The following is an 18,724-nucleotide window of genomic DNA, read 5'->3' as shown; positions in this document are numbered from 1 at the left end:
TCGGAAATATCCTCGAAAAACATCCCTCCTTTACCGATTTCCGGTTTGGTTAATAGCCATTGTAATTCGTAATCTGCTGGCAAACCTTGATTTTTAAGTCGCGGTTATAGGATGATATAGACATCAAACCATACTTTTTCGGGTGGGATTCTCCATGAGCATCAACGTGTATTTAAACTGGTTTACGACCGACGAGCAGTTTCCGTTTTTCATCCAGTATGGAGATCATGACGAAGACATGCAGCTGCATAAGCACATCGACTTTTGCGAGCTGGTGATCGTACTGAACGGACATGCTACGCATATCGTCAACAACGAGGCTTCTTTTATCAAAAAAGGCAACGTGTTTGTTATTAATGGCGCCACGCAGCATGCCTACAAGGATCCGTACGATTTTAAAATTTGCAACATCATGTTCAAACCCGATATGCTGAAATATGCCGGCCCGGATTTAAGGGCGTCTCAAGGATTTCAGGCGCTTTTTATTTTGGAACCGCTTTATCGTCACCTGCATCCTTATGAAAGTAAACTCAATATTCCGCTGTCCAATCTCGAACATGTGGCTTCGGTTATTTCCGATATGATTGACGAATACCACCATCGGCACCAAGGTTACCAAACGATGCTGGCGTCACGGTTTATGGAGCTTGCCGTATACTTGTCCAGGCTGTATGAGCACCAGGATCAGGGCGTCGAGAGCAATCTGATGCATTTGGCAAATTCAGTATCCTATATCGAAGACCACTACCTCGAACCGGTGACCCTGGAAGAAATCGCGGATAAGTCCCGGATTTCCGTACGGCACCTGAACCGGATCTTTCGGGCATATTATCAGACGTCGCCGATGGCGTATCTTCAGCGGCTTCGCCTGGAACGGGCATGCATCCTGCTCAAGCAGACGAACCTTTCGATCACCGAAATCTCATATGAATGCGGCTATAACGACAGCAATTATTTGACACGCCAGTTTAGAAAAACTTACGGCATGACGCCCAAAGCATTCCGGAAAAGCGTGCAGCCATAACGGGATAAGCACTGGCGTCAGCCTGCCGGATCGTACTCGAACCAATCGAACGACGCAGGAGCGGGCTCCTCATAGGCAGATACCGCGTACATCGCCACGAATACCCCGGTGAATCCCCCGGCCACTTCCGTGGAAAGCAGGTGGGTCTCCCCCCAGCCGATTTCCGTCAGATCTGCTCCCGGCTGCCCGTAATAAAACACGAACTTGTCAGGCTGTACCTCGATCTTCAACTCCAGCGGCCCTGCCGGACATGCATGTTCCTTCTCCACACATAAGGAACCGACGGTGCGCCGAAGCCGTAACTTCTTGACTCCATTGTTTGACGTAACGGCAACATCATAGTGATACTTATCATTCATATAAACGGTTAATCCGGCTTCTTCCCCGTCGCCGGCTGGTTCATATTCCATGGCTGCCGAAATATTGCAGGTAAAATGGCACAGACGGCGTCCTACAAATGCCGGAGAGCCGGTGTCTGACAGTGTCGTCCGATTTCCACGAAGTTCCAGGTGCCCGGGTCGTCGCTCCAAAGACCAGCTCCCGGGAACGGGATTACGCAAAAAGGTCCACTCCAACTGAAGCTGCGTGCCGTCAAAGTCATCCCTTACCGGCTTCTCGTCCCAGCGGACGGCAGGCAAATTCGGCGAGTCCATAATGGGTTCGATGTGTCCGCCTGCTCCGATGACCGGCCAACCGTCCGTCGTCCAGGTTACCGGCGCAAGCATCACTTCCCGGCCCAGGTGGTGGCGCATCGGATAGGAAGGTGGCCGGATCCCCAAACAAACCGCCCACCAGCTTCCATCATGAGCTTGTACCAGATCGGCATGACCTGTCGCGTGGATGGTGCTCTTCAGGCTCCGGTTCGACAGAATCGGATTATGCGGGCAAGAATCATAAGGTCCATAGGGATCGTTGCTTCTGGCGATCGTCACCATATGTCCGAACTCCGTTCCGCCTTCGGCGATCATCAAGTAATAATACTCCCCTATTTTATAGAGATGCGGCGCCTCGGGATGCGACCCTCCGGTTCCTTGCCAGATCAAGCGGCTTTCTGTGAGCATCTCACCGGATTCCTTATCGATTTCGCATTGATAAATCCCGTCTCCCTCGTCTCCCATTCGGGTCGACTGGAAATACACACGGCCGTCCTCATCGAAAAACAAAGATGGATCGATTCCGCCCTGCGCAACGGGTATCGGATCGGACCAAGGCCCGGCTGCTTCAACACTGGTCACATAAAAATTCCCGATCCCGCTAACATTGGTCGTTGTCATATAAAACATACCGTCATGGTAGCGAAGGGTTGGCGCGTAAATGCCACCTGAACTGCCTGCACCCGCCAGCGGCAGCTGCTGCTCGTTCGTCAGGCAATGCCCGATTTGCCGCCAATGCACCAAATCTTTGCTGTGAAAAATCGGCACCCCTGGAAAATACTCGAATGTGCTGGTGACCAGATAATAATCTTCACCGACCCGGCAGATGCTGGGATCCGGATGAAACCCGGGAATGACGGGGTTGGTATACTGCATCGATACTCAGCTCCTAATCGTGATGATTCCACACTTGAATCTATGAGAGCGGTTACGCCACATTGTTCTGGTTCAATCGGCTCTGTCCCATATTCTAAACGGTTGCCTTAAGTCAAACCTTGATGATCAAGTCAGGAAAATAGCATGATCTAGACATTCAAGCTACAAGATATAGCACATTTGACACCCAGCCATCAATCCGGATTCGTGCAGCCCAACACAAAAAAGCCCGCACTCTGCGGACTTTTTCAATATCTTAATTCTAGCGATTACGAAAACTCATTCAAATGCTCCGGCGTCCAATTTTTCACACCGTTATCTTCGATGATGCCCAATACGACATCGGATATATCCGGATCCGAGCTGAGCTGGTCCTGAACGCGGAACTTAATATCATCGGCATCGGCAAGCGACAGGCCGCTCCGAAGTTCGATCATCGTATCCACATGATAGTATCGGCCTTCCTGGATAATCCGCAGACCGTTGATGTCAGTGACATCCTGATCGGACAAGATGATGGACGACACCTTCTCCGCCACGTCGCGGGGCGCAGCCACACCGATTAGTCCGACCATATTATCATAGCCTACACGAAAAGCCACGGCCACCATCAACACACCGATGATGACGGTCACGACGCCGTCCAGTGCTTTAAAGGCGGTAAATGTCGTGACAACAACAGCGACAAGAGCCAGAAACGCACCGGTGACCGCTACCAAATCCTCATAAAAGACCAGCCGCGTCGGAGGTGCTGAGCGTGATACATGCTTGAAGGCCATAGGGATGAGTGAGATCCCGGAGGCCTCGATCCTTGCTTCTCGGGCGATTTCCTTCATCACCTTAAATAAAATCGCGCCATCGATCACCAGGTTCAGAATAAGCGCACCCACGTTAATCCAAAAAGCTCCGCCCGCTTTGGCCGGATGATGAATCAAATGCCACCCTTCCCGAATCGTTTCATAAGCCATAATCGTCACCACAATGACGGCGACCATACAGAAAATATTGATCACGCGGCCGAATCCGGTCGGAAATTTACGGTTGGGCTTTCTTTCCGCAAGCACGCTTCCGGCAAACACAAACCCTTGGTTTACACAGTCCGCAAGCGAGTGCATCGCCGATGCAAACATCGCCCCGCTGCCGCTCAAAGCGGCCCCTACCCCTTTGGCTGCAGCGATGACCGCATTGCCAAGCATAGCGATCGCCGATGATTTGTTTCCCTTTTTGATGAGTGCCAGCCAATGCTCCCGTTCCTGCTGCTGCGCCATCTTTTGCCTCCTGCTTAAGAATCCGACATGTTTGAATATGTTCTTACGATGGGAAAAATAGCCGGATTTTATGCAGTTTAATGGGAAATAGACGATGTTTATTGGTTGCCGGGCAAACGATAAACCAAGAAAAAAAGCCCGCTATCAAGCGAGCTTTCAAAAAACACTAATCCACGCCGATCATGAGCCCGGTATCGCCGGGATCTTTCAGCCAAATGGACGAGATCGCCCATTGGTTATCAGCAGGACCAAACCCTTTCTCAATCGTGAGCATAGCTTTGCCTGTGCCTTCCACGCCTGCGGAAGTCACCAGCGGGTAATCGAAGGAGATTTGCACTTTGCCGTCCGACAATGTCTTGGTAGTCATATTGGTGACCGTGCCCATATGAGGACTGGAACCCCCAGTAACCCAGAAATTGTCCTCAAACTGCTGTTTGGTTTTGGCCTGCAGCGCGGGAGTCATCACCGCGTACTGCATCGGTCCGCTGCGCTTCTGGACACCGCGGATCCAGGTCTTGGCGGCATCTTCCGGCGTATCGGCCTGCAAGGCGTTCATGAAGCCGCTCACTTGCTGGGAGAGCTTGCTCGCCTCGGGCAATGACACATGAATGCCGTCGCTCTTGTACTCCACTTCGCCTTTCAGCTGCTCCACGATGGCCCGCAGCGAGACCATGGCGGTTCCGTTTTCGATTTTCAATTTCATAAAAGTGTTGGCGAATTCCGCCCCATTGATAAAAATCCGCGGCCCGGCCGACACCGCCAGCGCAGAACCCGACAGAATGACAAATGCCGAACTCGCCGCAATGAACACCTTCAACCGTTTCTTCATGGATCATTCTCCTTTATATACTCCATTGGAGACGTATTTATATGTATAGATGTCATTTCTATTGTAGAAGAATGGCGATCCAAGAAGGGTTACGTTCGGGTTACGATTCGGTTAACGAACCCTCATCAATGGCTTTGCGGATATCGTAATCGTGTATGTCGATATCAAGCTCCACGCCTTGCGCCAGCTTAGCTAACTGATAGCCGATAAAAGGCCCCATCGTCAAGCCGGATGCACCGAGCCCGTTGGCCGCGAGCAGGCCGCTCCAGCCCGGAACGGCACCAAGTACCGGCAAAAAGTCGGATGTAAACGGGCGGAAGCCGACCCTGACTTCCTGAAAGGTGCCGTCCGCCAATCCGGGCGCCAAGGTTACTCCTTTATTCAAAATCTCCTGCATGCCGCCTGCCGTCGTTCTTGTATCGTAGCCTTCCACGTCATTTTCATGCGTTGCCCCGATCACGATCTTCTGCTCGTCGAAAGCCAGCAAATACTGATCCGAAGGCGGTATGACGACTGGCCATGTGCCTGTATCCTCATGATTCTCGAGCTGGAGGTGCATGATTTGCGCCTTTTGATAACGGACGTTAAAGCGGACACCGAGCGGCTGCAGAAGCTGTCCGGCCCACGCCCCTGCACAGACGATCGTGCGGTCCGCTGTATATTCGTCGGGTCCGACCGATACTCCGCTCACCCGGTTCCCATCCGCCAGAAGCTTCGCATCCCCGTGAATCACTACAGCCCCGTGCCTTTGGGCAGACCGAATCAAAGCGTCGCGCAGGGCACGGCCGTCCACCCGGGCGGCGCCGCTGATCCGAACCGATTGATAGCCCCTCTCCAGCAGCGGAAAGCATTGATGGGTTTCTTCTTCAGAAAGCCGGGTAATACCGCCGATTTCCGGTGCATCCGCCTTACGCTGCAAAGCCCGCTCCTCCATCTTCCGGATTTTCTCCGGGTCTTGGTGGACGCTGAGGGCACCAACCTTCGCATAGCCCGTCTGAGTCTCGCCTTCCGCTTCCAGTTCCTTGATTAACCCGGGATAAAAAGCCGCCCCTGCCTTGGCAAGCCGGTACCAGGCCTGATTGCGGCGCTGCGACAGCCATGGGCAAATGATGCCCGCGGCGGCATCCGTCGCCTGTCCTGGATCCTTGCGGTCGATGAGAAGGACGTCCGCTCCCATTTTTGCCAGCTGATAAGCCGTCGATGCTCCCAGGATGCCTGATCCGATGATGATATATTTCTTCATAATTACATTCCTTTCTTGATGCCTGTTACCCCATTATAGCGAACACTTCTCTTACAGTGGAAATTCGGGCTGACCTTTAGGTTTTCCTGAATGTGCTTACAAATATTTTTTGAAGCCTTTGCTGACTGAGCCGTCATATCCTTCTCGTTCGAAAAATTGATGGGCCCGGACTCGCTTGGAATGGCTGAGCAGCATGATTTTGTGACAATGCAGCGACCTGCAATATTCTTCGGCATATTTCAGAAGGGATTGGCCGATATTCCGGCTGCGGTGGTCCTCATGAACAACGATGTTTTCGATCAATCCATAGGGCCGGGTCCCATGCATGGCTTGAAGGCAGATGTTCAGCGTAAGCGTTCCCAGTAATGCCCCTTCCTCTTCAAAGACCAGCAGAAAATTGGCGGGATCCCTTCTAATTTGTTCGATTTGCTCTTCCAGCACATTCATTTTCTTGCTGTTCGGCACCAGCATTCTGTACAAGTTACTCAGTTGTTCTCTATCTTTGGATTCCGCTTCACGGATCATAATATATTCTCCCTCCGATCTATCTGACGGCTCTATTTTTAATATGTTTGACCCCTGTCGTATGATCTAATTGTCTGATTTCCGAAGCAACAAATTCAGGAATGACGGTATACTGATCAAGTTCATCGATATCGATCCACAGATTGACAAATCCCTCTTCCATGCCTTGAAATTCTTCAACATGATGATATATGGAATGATCTCTTGGCAAATTCACAAGAAAAAACATCCCCAGCTCGTGAACCTTACGATCCGGAAAGTCTATAAAATTTTCGATTATCCAGAAAAGCTTACGGTCATAGATTGGTGCCCCATATTCATGATGTTGAATATTTCGATACACAGCGCCGCGAAACCTGCAATGACATATGGATGTCCACTCATATTTTCATTGGCAGTCCGCATAAACCATATTGGAGAGAAGTCATGAAAATGGAGGTTAAGGAATGAACGATTCCCATCACAACGGCGCTGCCCCTCAGGCTGGCAATGCAGCGAACCGTGAACCAAATTCAGCGGTTCCAAATGAGGGGAACGACAGACCGCATAGCGTAAACCAGTCCTTACCATGGGCAGAGGACCTGCCGGCCGCGATGCACTCGCAGACGGTTGGCGAACGCGGACCTGTCCTGGAGCAGGATAACATTTTGCATGAAACGCTGGAAACCTTTGTACATAGCAAAATCATTGAGCGTCCCGTCCACGTAAAAGGCTTTGGTGCATTCGGTTATTTTGAGACAGTGCATTCCATGACCGACTATACGATGCTCAGCTTTTTGCAAACGCCCGGTCAGCAGGTTCCCGTCGCGGTTCGCTTTTCCCTCGCGGTCAGCAATAAAGGCACACCGGATACTTCGCGCAATGTGCGCGGGTTTTCCACCAAATTTTACACTGATCAGGGGATATTTGATTTGTTATGCAATCATATCCCCGTCTTTTTGGTTCGAGATGCCGTCCGGTTCCCGGAATCGATCAAGGCCTTTCTCCCCTCGCCGAAAAACAATCTGATCGATCCCGAACGCTTCTGGAGCTTTGTAGCGAGGGCGCCGGAATCCACCCATTTCCTCGTTTGGCTCTACTCGGACGTGGGCACGGTGAAGAGTCTCCGCCATATCAAGGGTCACAGCGTGAGCACTTACGTGTGGAAAAATGCAAAGGGCATGCGTTTTTATGTAAAATACCACTGGATGCCATTAGCCGGCGAGCAGTATATCGATCGGCAGGAAGCAGCCCGGCTGGCGGGTGAAAACCCGGATATTGCCGGCCAGGATCTGTACGATACCATTGCCGCGGGCAAGACCGTGGAGTACGGGCTGTATGTGCAGCTGATGAATCCCGATGATGCGGCGCATCTTCCGTTCGACCCGCTGGATGATACCAAGGTGTGGGACCAGCAGCAGTACCCTCTTCGTCCGGTCGGCCGCCTCGTATTGAACCGCAATACGGACAATTATATGGGACAGGTCGAAAAGATTGCCTTTTCCCCGTCCAATCTGCTGGAGGGTGCCGAGCTGTCGGATGATAAAATGCTGCAGGGCCGCGCCAACATTTACTGGGACTCCCAGCGCCGGCGGTTAGGCCCTAATTTTCGCAGCATACCGATCAATCACCAGGAAGATTGGTCTCCGGCTTCCCTGGTGACCAGCGGAAATGGAAGATACGTGGAGGGTAAGCTCGAACGGACCGACATATCCAAACCGGATAATTTCACCCAAGCCGGGGAGTTTTACTGCGCCATTTCACCAGTACAGCAGGAGCACTTGGTGGATAACTTAGCAGCTGATCTGAAAGGAATATCCGATGAAACGCAGCGGATCGTATTAAGTTACTTGTACGAAGCATCTCCGGAGCTGGGTGAAAGGGTTGCGCGGCACATCGGTTTGAAAGGAAAAGGCTGAGACTGAACAAGGAATCATTTCGAGGATCATTTCGGGTATGCCATACGTCTGGGCTTGGTAGACGAGAGGAGGGATACGCTCTTTAGCGTGTCCCTTCTTTTTGTGCTCAGCAATCTATCTCAGCGAACTTTTGTCGTTCAGCGGAAACAGGAAACAGCATGAACAATGGCAAAAGGCGGCACAATGGCCGCCACCTTAAATCATACTCCATTATAGTTTACATTGACTTCGACCCAGCGTTTAGAGCGACCTTTCGTACCAATACCCGGTCGAGCGGCCATCCAGACGCATCAGTGCTTCAAGGAAAAAGTAATCGCCCCAAATGACGAAATCATCCGGCGAAATTCCCCCTCTGACAAAGTAGGAGCCATGCCGCAGGAATCCCTCTTCCTCCGTGCTGCCGGCCGTGAAATAACCGTTCGCCATGGAGATGACGGACTGCTCCGCGAACTCCTGAAAAGATGCGCGCTCAGGATCCGATTCGTCCAGATGCTGCGCCAGCTCCAGCATTCCGCATGCCGCAATGGCCGAAGCAGAGCTGTCCCTCGGTTCACCCTGCTGCTGCGGGGCGTCAAAATCCCAATAAGCCACGAGATCCTCCGGTACGTGATCTATGAGATACCGGGCCAGCTGCTTGGCTGTATCCAAAAAATACGGCTCCCTCAAATAACGATAGGCAAGTGCGAAAACGTAAATCCCCCAAGCCTGCCCGCGGGACCAGGTGGAACCGTCCCTGAAGCCCTGATGCGTACCCCCGCGGATCGAATCGCCCGTTTTCGGTTCGAAGTAGAACGTATGGTATGATGATCCGTCCCCCCGTACGAGGAATCTTCGGCTCTTGTCTGCATGAATGCGGGCGATCGCGGCATAATGAGGGTCACCGGTCTGCTCGGACGCCCAATACAGAAGCGGAAGATTCATCAGGCAGTCGATGATGATGCGCCCGCCGTTTTCCGGGTCCCCTTCCGGACCCCACGCCTGAATGATTTGCGCGGACGGCCTCCATCGTTTTAAGAGCAGGTCGGCGGCCTGCAGGGCGGTTTCCCGGCCCTCCTCATTATGCTCGACAATCCAGCCTGCCATAGCGGACAGAGAATACAGGAAGCCGATATCATGGTGCTGCAAGTGGCTCTCCTGCTGCAGCCTCTCCTGAAAAGAACGGACGCTTTGGACCGCTGCATGGTGGATATCCGGATCTTTACTGTATTCGTAACTCAACCATAAAATGCCGGCCCAGAAGCCTTCCGTCCAATCGGTATGGTTTACCAGTTGATATTTGCCATCACCGTGGCTGACATGCGGAAATTGGCCTTGAAAGCGGGCGATGTTGGCTTTAGTAGTTAACAGCGTTTGCTCGATCATTGCGCTCCAGTTCATAACAACCTCCTGAAAAAAGATGAAGTAGGGTCTCTGTGTTGGATCTATAGGATGAAGCCCCCTATAAAGATGCAGTTAAACCTAATCGGCAGCACGCCTACGTACCTGCCTATTTCGGCTCGACTTCGTCCAGCGTCAGGCGGAACGCCAGATCCTTCATGTACGTACCGTCCCGATTCAGGAAAGTCATGCCGAAAAGAAGGTCACCCGCTGTCCCGCGAACGATGGCGATGAGCCGGTTCAACCCGCCCTTCAGGATGATTTCCTGCTCAGGACTCGAGACCTTTTCCCCGTTTATATAGATCTCGAACCACGCCTCGGTGTTGATCCGCAGCTTCCCCTGCCGCATCTCGTTTTCCTTCCCGGGCACGAGGATGAAACAGCTGAGGAACCATGGCGTGTCTCCAGCGTCCGCTATGCGAAGCATGCCGTCATCCGGGCGCCGTTCCTTCTTCTGCATCCATCCGTACAAGCCTTCGCCCAAATTGTTCAACGAAAATTCGGGATCCGTGTGGTAAGCCTTCATCGCTCCGTAATCGACATGCGGCGGACAAGGCAGGGCCATCACCGCTTCCACGGCCCACTGTGCATCACCCTTCTCGCTCGTAAGCAAGCCGTCATCGAAGGCAGCTCCGAGATTGGTGAGCAGGCGCGAATACAGGCGCAGCGCCTTGTCGCTGCCGGGACCGGGCAGCAGCTGAGAGCATACCACGCTTCCCCCGCCAATCTTGGCTTCGATCACGAATGCCCCTGCGGGCACGGCCTTAGCGCGATTCAGTTCCACCAGCGACAAACGGCTGTACTCCGCCGTGTAGCCGTTCACGAAGTAGTCCTTCCAGGCGGTGCCTTCCACGCTGCGGCACAGCACCTCCGTGCCGGGTGCTTCGATCTTGTGGCTGGCCAGCACCCGGTTGACCACGTCGCGCGGCGACAAGAATACCTTGTCGTAGCCGAACAGGTCAACCGGGCTGATGCCGCGCATGGCGGCGCCGTCATCCGCCGCCAAGTGATACGCCTCGTGCGGCGCTACCCGCACGGGGCGGTCCAGCAGGCGCGCCAGCGCCGCCTGCTGCGGGGCCTCCGCCGGCAGGACGAGCACGCGTCCGCCGGCTTCGGCGTGGCGCCGGACGGCCTCGGCCGCGCCCGGCGCCTCAAGCAGGCAGGCTTCGGCCACCAGCAGGCCGAAGTCCTGCCCGGGCGGCATGGCGGCACGCCGGCCATGCCCGCCTGCTTCCGGCGGCGGTGCGATGCCCTGCGCCGACCCCCCTGGCGCGGCGGCAGTGCCCGCCGACGCCAGAAGCGGCGCCGCTTCGCCAAGCGCCGTGTAGTTCAGCCGCAGCTTGTCGAGGAAAGCTGCGGCTGCTCCGCCGGCGCGCACCAGCGCGGCCGTGCGGGAGGTTTCGCCTGCGCCCGCGTCATCGGCGCGCCCGGCGTAGGAGATCAGGTTCCGCAGCAGCAGGCAGGCCTGCGGAACGCGCGCGACGTTCGCCATCAGATTCAGCTGGCTCGCGATAAACATGCCTGTGCCGCTGCGGTATTCCAGCAGCGGCGACCACAAGTCTCCACCGTCTCCGAAATCGCCTGCACCGCATTCGAGCAGCAGCGTAAAGTCGCCGATGACCGGCTTTTCAAAGGCCGCATGAATGATCGGCAGCGGTCCTTCTTCCCGCAGCTCCTCATGCCAGAACATTAAATCCTCATCGCCGATTCCCTTCAGAACGGGATGGCTGTAGCTGCCTGCATGGGCGCGGATGAATGGCCTGCGCGACAGCGTCAGCTTGCCGAGCGACAGCTGCTTTTGCTCCAGCAGAATGAGACGGCCGCCGCGTTCCACGAATGCCTTCAGCTGCGCTTCCAGCCAGCCGTCCGCATCCTCGGCATAGGTACCGATGATGAGTAAGCTGTCCGCTGACACTCCGGCCAAGCTTTCCCGCTCTATTACTGCGCATTCAGGGATCATCCGGCAGATCATGTCATACTCGCCGGCCGGCCCCCAAAAGAATGCTTCCCGGCCGACTTCTACCGCTTCGCTGCGCAGCCTGGCGGAAACCAATCTGTATTCGATACGCAGCTCATGCACAAGCTGCCCGTCATGCAGCAGCTGCGCGGTCAGCTCAGCCCGTTCTTCTGCATCCACAGATTCCGGGGTCCATTGCAGCGAGACGATTTGGTGCTCAGCCGGAACTTGGCGGAAGTCAAAGCTTTGCTCGTGAACCAGCCTCCCTCCCTGCCTGATCCTGCATTCCACCCGGACGTCCTGCGCAGCAAGTGTATCGTTGTACACATCGAAGCTGCGGTGAACCGGCGCATCATCGTAAAAACAGCGATTGTATTCGGCCGCGATGATAGTGGCCGGCTTGAATGCTCTGGCCATGATGGCAAAGGCCGGATTTGGAGAATAAGCCGGATACTCTTCAGGCAGCAGACCGTTGTTCAAGGTCAGTGAATAGGCGGGGATCCGCTTCGGCTTTACGCCGGGCTGGCCGAGTTCGCCTTGACCGGCCGGCGGTAAGATCACGTCCCGGTCAGGCATAGCCCGCATGAAATAATGCGCAAAGTTGAAGGTCGAAAGGCCGGATACGCCCTGACGCCGGGCATATTCCACAAACAGCCGCTCTTTTTCGGCAAGCCCCGCCGTGCTCTCATCTGTCCCGCAGTAAGCTCGCAGTCCAACATACATACTGCTGTTCTGCGGGCAGATGTACCACCACCCGCCATGCTCGCCGAACGTTAGCGGAACGTCACGGTCCCACTGGCCGATCGTGCCGTCGATATTGTAATGGCGGCTCTCCACTTCCGTATCTTCTTTCGACAGAAGACGGTTGTCTCCTTCAGCAAGAATCGGCCGCGTCGGGTCCAGCTCGCGGATGGCGGCCATCAGGCCGGGAATATGCGTTTTGAAACCGTCGCGCCCGTCGACCCAGCGCATCTCATTTTGTACGCTCCACAAGATGACGGACGGGTGGTTTTTGTCCCGCTGCACAAGGCGGCGGACATGGGTCCGGCAGTTTTCCAGGTAAGCCGGATGGTCTGCCTGCATCGATTTGCCCGAGCCGTATATCGCGGTTTCATCCACAATGAGCATGCCTTCTTCATCGGCGATGCGCACGTAGTCCTCAGGGTACGGCTCGGCATGCAGCCGGATGCTGTTCACGCCGACGGAGCGGCACATCCGGTACCAGTTCCGGATGTAGGCTTCCGTCTGCTGCACCCCGCCTTGAAAATGCCAGGAATCTCCGCGCAGATTGATCGGAATGCCGTTCAGGACAAACTGCGGTCCTTCGCACCAGAACTCCCGGAACCCGAACGTAATATGACAGCGGTCGATGCTCCGCTCATCCACTAGCAGCTCAAGCTCCGCCCGATAGAGGAATGGGGAATCCGGACTCCATTGATGGGCGTCTGTCCAATCCAGTATGAAGGAGGCGTGGTATGCTATCCCGTCCCGCTCGTTTTCGCACAGCCTTGGCAGCTGAATAACGGCACCGTCAACAGAAACGGCCGCTGTACTCGCTGCAAGAACCGGATTTGGAGCCGGATGAGTCGCGGATGCTTGGGCATGCTCCAAAGGCTGCGGATCCCCGCTCAGCACGCCAAGCTCCCGTACGACAAGCCTGACCTGAACCGTATTCTGCTCCATCTCTCCCGAATTGTGCTCTATCTCGGTGGAAGCTCCTCCGGCAATCGCTTGCACTTCCAGTTTCCCATCCCGGACAGACGTGCGGATGGTGACGTCTTCCAGAGATAATTCCGGATAGCTCTCCAAGTAAACATCCTGCCAAATGCCGCGGCAAACGGTGCCGAACCAGGAACCGGTAAGGCCGGTCACTTTTTGCGATCCGGACGGAAGGGTCACGCGATCAAAGCTCCCGCAAACGACGTGCAGGTGGTGTTCACGATCCGTCTGCACCCGGGACGTAATATCCAGCCTGAGCGGCAGGTAACCGTCCTCCCATACGGCGATTTCCTCCCGGTCCAAATAGATAACGGCCTTCTGCATGATGCCGTCCAGCCGCAGCACAATCCGCTGGCCGGCCATGTGGTCCGGAAGCCGGAAGCTCCGGTGCAGCACGCCCGCCTCGGCGGCGTCCCATTCCTTCGGATAATCGTACAGGTCCATCGGAACATATCCGTATTCGGGAATGTTCCCGAACGACCGGCCGGTGCCCTGCTTGTAGGTCCTTCTCCAGCTGGATGGGACTTGAACTTTGTGCTGATCGTATACGATGTTCTCCGGCAGCTTGCGGGATTGGGGCTGATCGTACAGCGGCATGAAATCCCAATCTCCGTTCAGACATAGCGAGTTACGCATGTCGTGCACCCCTTCTTTCGGCCGGGCAGCGTACCTCAAGCACAAGCATCAGCTTGCGCCAAATGTCCTGCCCATCAGGAGCCCCCTCCCACTTGATAAAATGGGGCTCCATCACCTCGGCCCAGTTTTCAGGCTTCAACGACGTTTTCAATCGGCCCTCATAGAGCACGGGCGTGAGCGTCTCCGGAAGCTCCGAGTAGAAAAACAAAACGTTCTCGTGCATGCCGATCATGCCGTACTTATCGCCGTCCCCCGGCTTTTCCTCCTGGTATTGGTAGTGATAATATATATAGCTTGCCGTTTGCTCCGGCTTTAGCAGAGCGATTCTTCCGTAAGGGGTGCGCTCCTTATGGACACGGGCCCACTGCGAATTCGACACAGGGTGCTGGTAATGAAAAATATCAGTCATCGGTACCCAACGTCTTCCCGGTGCGCCTCCCGGCCATTCAGCCAGCTGCTCTCCGGTTTCAGCCAGCAAGCTTTCCGGGAGAACCGGCGTGTCCAGACATTCATAATATAGAAACAGCTGTTTTTGATCGGCAAATAGGCTTAGATTGGCGACCTGCAGCCGCTCCATCGCATCGGCAAGCGAAAGCTCTCTTTCCTGGGCTCGAAAAAAAGAGCGAGGACTGCCCTCTCCGTTCCAGACGGCCCGAAATAAACATCGAATCATGTTGACCCTCCTCGAGGTAGTTTTTGGTTTTACCATGCTAAAATCTTTAGGTATCCGAGAATCGCGCTTATCCATGAAGTTCGCGCTGCTCATATTTAGCACGATTTTGCCATGGAAGGTATACCGTATTGTCCTTGAATAGAATTGAATTGAACCTCTTGATTGCTGCACCGGACCTGGAATTGTAAAAGCGCCCCCTCCATGCAGGGAGAGAGCGCCGAAGAAACCCTTAAACACCAGTAAGCTTTAAGGCACTACCGAGAAACGAATGTCGTCGAACAGCATGTAATCGAATCCGCTCACATAAAAGCCGACTTTGCCGGAAGGTTTATGTCCCGGATCAGTGCCGGACAGCCTCAGTTCCCCGTTCACATAGAGCTGGATGTCGCCGTCTTTGACGACCGCCTTGACGTCATATTCCGTATCCGGCTGCAGGTCTTGCGCGGGCAGCGTCTCTTCCTTGATCTTCTGCCAGGCGGTGTCGTACAGCATCCATGCCGACGTGCCGTCAGCCTTCGTTTTGTAGCCGATTCGCGTTGAGCCTGCGGCGTCCTGGCGGTCAAAAATGTACAGCACCCCGTCATTCGGCATGACGGAAGGCGTCTTCAGCTTGAACTCAAGCTGGTATGACGAGAAGTTACGGTCGAGCAGGCCGGTGGCGCCGTTTAAGATTTTATAGCGGCGGTTCCCGTCCGGATCGGCTGCAATGCTGCGATTGGGATCGACGGGCCAGCCGTTTCCTCCGGATTCAAAATCGGTCTCATGCGTAACGTTTGAGACGGTGACTGCGATGTCCGCCTTGATCAGCGGGTTTACCTTGGATACGGCCGTGATGACCGTTTCGCCTTCGTACACAGCGCTCACGACACCTGTGTCGTTCACTTCGGCCACCGAAGGGTTCGCGGATTGCCAGGTCACATCCGTATCCGGCGTATCCGCGGGATCAAACGTCAGCTGGAGCTGCTTGCTCTCTCCGGCAGCCAGCCGAATTTTGTTATCCGCCGGGATAATACCGGCCAGATCGGTGGTCAGCACCATGAACTGGATGTCATCGAACATCATGTCGCTGACGTTGTTAACGTAGAACCCGACTTGACCCTCCGGGTTATGTCCCGGATCGGTGCCTTTCATCCGGAGCTCGCCGTTCAAGTACACGCTGATGTCGCCGCCCTTGACGAGCATTTTGACGGCATACTCCGTGCCCGGCTTCAAATCATGCTCAGGCATCTTGACTTCCTTCAGCACGGACCACGCCGAATTGTACAGCAGCCATGACGATGTTCCGTCGGCCCGGGTTTTATATCCGATACGGCTTGAACCGCTTCCCGCCTGGCGGTCGAAAATATACAGCGTTGCGTTTTCGCCGATGGTCGCCGGCGTCTTCAGCTTGAAGGTCAGCTCATAATCGGAGAACTTTTTGCTGCTCAGCGCGGACGCGCCGTTAAGTAACTTATACCAGCGGTTTTCATCTACTTTCACGATGCTCCGGTTAGCATCCACCGGCCATCCATTTGCACCTGATTCGAAATCGGTGAAGTCCATAATGCCGTCGCCGGCTTCCACGGTTACTTTCACTGATGCTGTCAGCTGCGGATTTTCCACAGATGCCACAGTGATCTCGGTTTGGCCGACAGACTGTCCGGTAATAACGCCGGCGTTATCGACCGTTGCGATTCCCGGATCGGCGGATGTGAAAGACAGTGCCGGATGATCTGCGTTCCACGGCAGGACCGCGGTTTGCAGTTTGACCGTTTTCCAACGGTCGACCGTAACATCGTCGTTGTACACGGCAACCCCTTGGACAGGATGGCTGTCCTGACCTGTGCTGGTGCCGGCTCGGCCGATAATGCCGATTTCTCCGAACGGGATGTTGGGAAAGCCAGGTATGGCGCTGAATACAGCCGCATCCGGCCGCAGGGACAAATCTCCGCCCGCCAGGTCCACAAAGCCCGGATCCTCCGTCGTAACGAAGTTATCGGCATACTGAACCAGCCCAAATTTGTCATACGCTCCGTTGGCATTGGTCGTCGTGCTGCGTGGAATGGTCGGGTTGTAGATGACATTGCCCTGGAACGTGTTCGTATCGGGATAATAACGGTTTTCTGTAAAGAAGTTGGCCAGCTCAGGATACTTGGTCAAATAAGGCGTCCCGACGAAATCGTTATTGGCGGCGAACAGTGCCTGCCATTTTGGCATGTAGTTTTTCGGGATTTGATTGTCCGGCTGATCCCCAAGGTAGATGTCCGCGTAATCATACGGAACTTTACTGTCTACGAAAATATTGTTGCGGGACAGAATATGTGCGCCGCCGTTGTTTTTGATCGCCGAGTTGCCCATTTTGTAGAAAATGTTTTCGTCGATCTGAAGCCCCATGGTGAAATTGTCGGGATAGACACCCTCCACGCCGGCCTTGCTTTCTCCAATATTGTGAAAATAATTTCTGCGGATGACGGTACCCCGCTGCTGCGGTGTTTCGCCCGCGTTCATGTAAATAGCCCCGAGATCCGAAAAGGTTCTGCACACATCGTATATGTTGTTGTACTCTACGACATGGTCGTTGCCGAAGATCAGCACGCCGGGATGAGGCGCGTCATGCAGCTCGTTATTCGCCATACGGTTGCCGACCCCAGAGAGAAGAACGCCCGGATTGTAAGCTTTATGGTAATAAGCAAAATCATGAATGTGCGAATTTTCAACGGCGTTGTTTCCCGGCTGCAGGGTCGTTTTGTCGCCGCCCGTCAGCGTGACCGCGGTCCCGCCGATATGGTGGATATGCGTGCTGACAATGGCATGATCTGTTCCCGGCACGCCCTGAAAATCATTGTAGTAGAACCGGCTTTGCGTATTGACCAACACGCCGCTGTTCGTGAAGTTGCGGATTTCGCTGTTCAGAATACGCACGTGGCTGCCGCCCATAATAACCGCTGCCGAGTCGCGTCCATCTTCCATGACCAGCTCGGAAAAGTCGATGTGCGAAGCGTTCAGCGCATTGATCATCGGCGTTTTCAGCATCGTAACCTCGATCGTCGGATTCGCCGCTGTAAATTCAGCGTTCGGCAAAAAGTACAGCTTTCCCGCCTGGCGGTCAATGTAATACTCGCCCGGCATATCGATTTCTTCCAGCAGGTTTTGCGCAAAATGAAAATCCGGATACCAGTTTTTGAGCAGGCCGCTCATCTCTCCGTAGCGGAGGGTGATGGTTTTGGCGGCTGTGTCAATGGAGGCGATTTTGTTGTAGGACCATTCCCAGCTGTAGCCAAATATTCCGTCAAGCCAAATATCGTCCGCCTGCGTCCAATACTGGGGCCGGTCATACGAATAGGAAAAGGTTCCTCCGCGCGTATGTACCTCCCCGTTCGGATCTTTCCGCGTCGGGCCCGGATCGATGATTTCATCCATCTGTACCGTCCCTTGGTTCGGCCATCTCGCCAAGGTCATTCCCTGCCCGTTGACGTATAGCTCCATCGGTGGGACTTTGCTCAGGTCGTTGGCGAGATAGTAGCCGTGGCGGCTTTGCTCGCCGTAATCGGTAATCCCCTGGCCTGCCAAGTCGGCCACCAGCACTTTTTGTCTAGCCTCGGGACTGATGATCCGGTTAAGAATCGCTTGATCGGTGACCGGTGTGAAGGCGGATTTTCCAATGCGTTTCGATCCGGACAAAGTCACCTTTTCTCCCGGATAAGCCGTATACTTAATCGGCTTCCCGGCTTCGCCGGAGTCCTGCTCGTTCAAATCAAAGCTGCCTGATCGTTCGTACCGCCCTTCACGCAGATACACCGTCACGCCTCCGGCGGGCAGGCCATCTTTCGCTTTCAGCTTCCGGATGGCATCCCTTGCCTTCTCCAGCGTTTTAAACGGGTGGTTCTTGGATCCATTATTCGTGTCGCTGCCATTTATGGCTACATACAGCGATTTTCCCGTTGGTTTGGCGACTGCTTCTTCCGCTGAAGCTGGCGGCGGAGACGGGGTAAACGTGATCAGCACGATGGCTGCGAGAACAGCGAGCAACCGTTTTTTTGCCATGGCTTCTCTTTCCTTTCAGCATG

Annotated in this window: 12 protein-coding genes; 2 read left to right on the top strand and 10 right to left on the bottom strand. The window is 54.5% G+C overall.

The features are described from left to right. The first annotated feature begins 154 nt into the window (after positions 1 to 154). Positions 155 to 1,024 (top strand): AraC family transcriptional regulator, encoded by an 870-nt coding sequence (locus tag IAE55_RS03090; protein ID WP_200630900.1) that lies wholly within the window; start codon positions 155 to 157, stop codon positions 1,022 to 1,024. Between the two features lie 17 nt (positions 1,025 to 1,041). Here IAE55_RS03090 and IAE55_RS03085 read toward each other — a convergent pair whose 3' ends face one another. The 6 genes from IAE55_RS03085 to IAE55_RS03060 all read right to left on the bottom strand — a co-directional run bounded on the left by IAE55_RS03085 (position 1,042) and on the right by IAE55_RS03060 (position 6,761). Continuing rightward, a complete protein-coding gene (locus IAE55_RS03085; RefSeq protein ID WP_200630899.1) occupies positions 1,042 to 2,553 on the bottom strand; it encodes a glycoside hydrolase family 43 protein in 1,512 nt (503 codons plus the stop codon). A 269-nt stretch (positions 2,554 to 2,822) separates the two neighbouring features. Beyond that, the gene (locus IAE55_RS03080) at positions 2,823 to 3,821 is read right to left on the bottom strand and encodes a cation diffusion facilitator family transporter (RefSeq protein ID WP_200630898.1); all 999 of its coding nucleotides are present in this window, start codon (positions 3,819 to 3,821) and stop codon (positions 2,823 to 2,825) included. Between the two features lie 166 nt (positions 3,822 to 3,987). Then, complete coding sequence (locus IAE55_RS03075; RefSeq protein WP_200630897.1) at positions 3,988 to 4,650, bottom strand: hypothetical protein; 663 nt, start codon at positions 4,648 to 4,650, stop codon at positions 3,988 to 3,990. Positions 4,651 to 4,750: 100 nt separating this feature from the next. Then, positions 4,751 to 5,893, bottom strand: a complete 1,143-nt coding sequence (locus IAE55_RS03070; protein WP_200630896.1) for an NAD(P)/FAD-dependent oxidoreductase — start codon at positions 5,891 to 5,893, stop codon at positions 4,751 to 4,753. A gap of 96 nt (positions 5,894 to 5,989) precedes the next feature. After that, positions 5,990 to 6,418, bottom strand: a complete 429-nt coding sequence (locus tag IAE55_RS03065) for a GNAT family N-acetyltransferase (protein WP_200630895.1) — start codon at positions 6,416 to 6,418, stop codon at positions 5,990 to 5,992. 19 nt (positions 6,419 to 6,437) lie between these two features. Beyond that, entirely contained in the window at positions 6,438 to 6,761 is a 324-nt protein-coding gene (locus tag IAE55_RS03060) for a hypothetical protein (RefSeq protein ID WP_200630894.1), read from the bottom strand. A gap of 250 nt (positions 6,762 to 7,011) precedes the next feature. Here IAE55_RS03060 and IAE55_RS03055 point away from each other — a divergent pair, with 250 nt between their 5' ends. Continuing rightward, complete coding sequence (locus tag IAE55_RS03055) at positions 7,012 to 8,316, top strand: catalase (RefSeq protein ID WP_234489306.1); 1,305 nt, start codon at positions 7,012 to 7,014, stop codon at positions 8,314 to 8,316. 240 nt (positions 8,317 to 8,556) lie between these two features. On the opposite strand, the gene IAE55_RS03050 is transcribed toward IAE55_RS03055, so the two are convergent. The 4 genes from IAE55_RS03050 to IAE55_RS03035 form a co-directional block, all read right to left on the bottom strand. Next, a complete protein-coding gene (locus IAE55_RS03050) occupies positions 8,557 to 9,693 on the bottom strand; it encodes a glycoside hydrolase family 88 protein (protein ID WP_200630892.1) in 1,137 nt (378 codons plus the stop codon). Between the two features lie 109 nt (positions 9,694 to 9,802). Continuing rightward, on the bottom strand, positions 9,803 to 14,005 hold the full coding sequence (locus IAE55_RS03045) for a glycoside hydrolase family 2 protein (protein ID WP_200630891.1): 4,203 nt from the start codon (positions 14,003 to 14,005) through the stop codon (positions 9,803 to 9,805). Further along, a complete protein-coding gene (locus IAE55_RS03040; protein ID WP_200630890.1) occupies positions 13,998 to 14,678 on the bottom strand; it encodes a hypothetical protein in 681 nt (226 codons plus the stop codon). Before IAE55_RS03040 ends, IAE55_RS03045 begins: the two co-directional genes overlap by 8 nt. Positions 14,679 to 14,924: 246 nt before the next feature. Then, positions 14,925 to 18,701: an Ig-like domain-containing protein gene (locus tag IAE55_RS03035; protein WP_200630889.1), complete on the bottom strand. Its 3,777-nt coding sequence runs from the start codon at positions 18,699 to 18,701 to the stop codon at positions 14,925 to 14,927. Positions 18,702 to 18,724 lie beyond the last annotated feature (23 nt).

Origin of the sequence: Paenibacillus sp. S28, from assembly GCF_016624415.1 — a bacterium.
Taxonomy (GTDB): domain Bacteria; phylum Bacillota; class Bacilli; order Paenibacillales; family Paenibacillaceae; genus Paenibacillus_AQ; species Paenibacillus_AQ favisporus.
This window is presented reverse-complemented; position numbering and strand designations above follow the sequence as displayed.

Excerpts from the sequence above, each read along its gene's own strand:
- IAE55_RS03075 (WP_200630897.1), bottom strand. The coding sequence starts at position 4,650 with ATGAAGAAACGGTTGAAGGTGTTCATTGCGGCGAGTTCGGCATTTGTC.
- IAE55_RS03090 (WP_200630900.1), top strand. The coding sequence starts at position 155 with ATGAGCATCAACGTGTATTTAAACTGGTTTACGACCGACGAGCAGTTT.
- IAE55_RS03085 (WP_200630899.1), bottom strand. The coding sequence starts at position 2,553 with ATGCAGTATACCAACCCCGTCATTCCCGGGTTTCATCCGGATCCCAGC.
- IAE55_RS03050 (WP_200630892.1), bottom strand. The coding sequence starts at position 9,693 with ATGAACTGGAGCGCAATGATCGAGCAAACGCTGTTAACTACTAAAGCC.
- IAE55_RS03040 (WP_200630890.1), bottom strand. The coding sequence starts at position 14,678 with ATGATTCGATGTTTATTTCGGGCCGTCTGGAACGGAGAGGGCAGTCCT.
- IAE55_RS03080 (WP_200630898.1), bottom strand. The coding sequence starts at position 3,821 with ATGGCGCAGCAGCAGGAACGGGAGCATTGGCTGGCACTCATCAAAAAG.
- IAE55_RS03035 (WP_200630889.1), bottom strand. The coding sequence starts at position 18,701 with ATGGCAAAAAAACGGTTGCTCGCTGTTCTCGCAGCCATCGTGCTGATC.
- IAE55_RS03045 (WP_200630891.1), bottom strand. The coding sequence starts at position 14,005 with ATGCGTAACTCGCTATGTCTGAACGGAGATTGGGATTTCATGCCGCTG.
- IAE55_RS03070 (WP_200630896.1), bottom strand. The coding sequence starts at position 5,893 with ATGAAGAAATATATCATCATCGGATCAGGCATCCTGGGAGCATCGACG.
- IAE55_RS03065 (WP_200630895.1), bottom strand. The coding sequence starts at position 6,418 with ATGATCCGTGAAGCGGAATCCAAAGATAGAGAACAACTGAGTAACTTG.
- IAE55_RS03055 (WP_234489306.1), top strand. The coding sequence starts at position 7,012 with ATGCACTCGCAGACGGTTGGCGAACGCGGACCTGTCCTGGAGCAGGAT.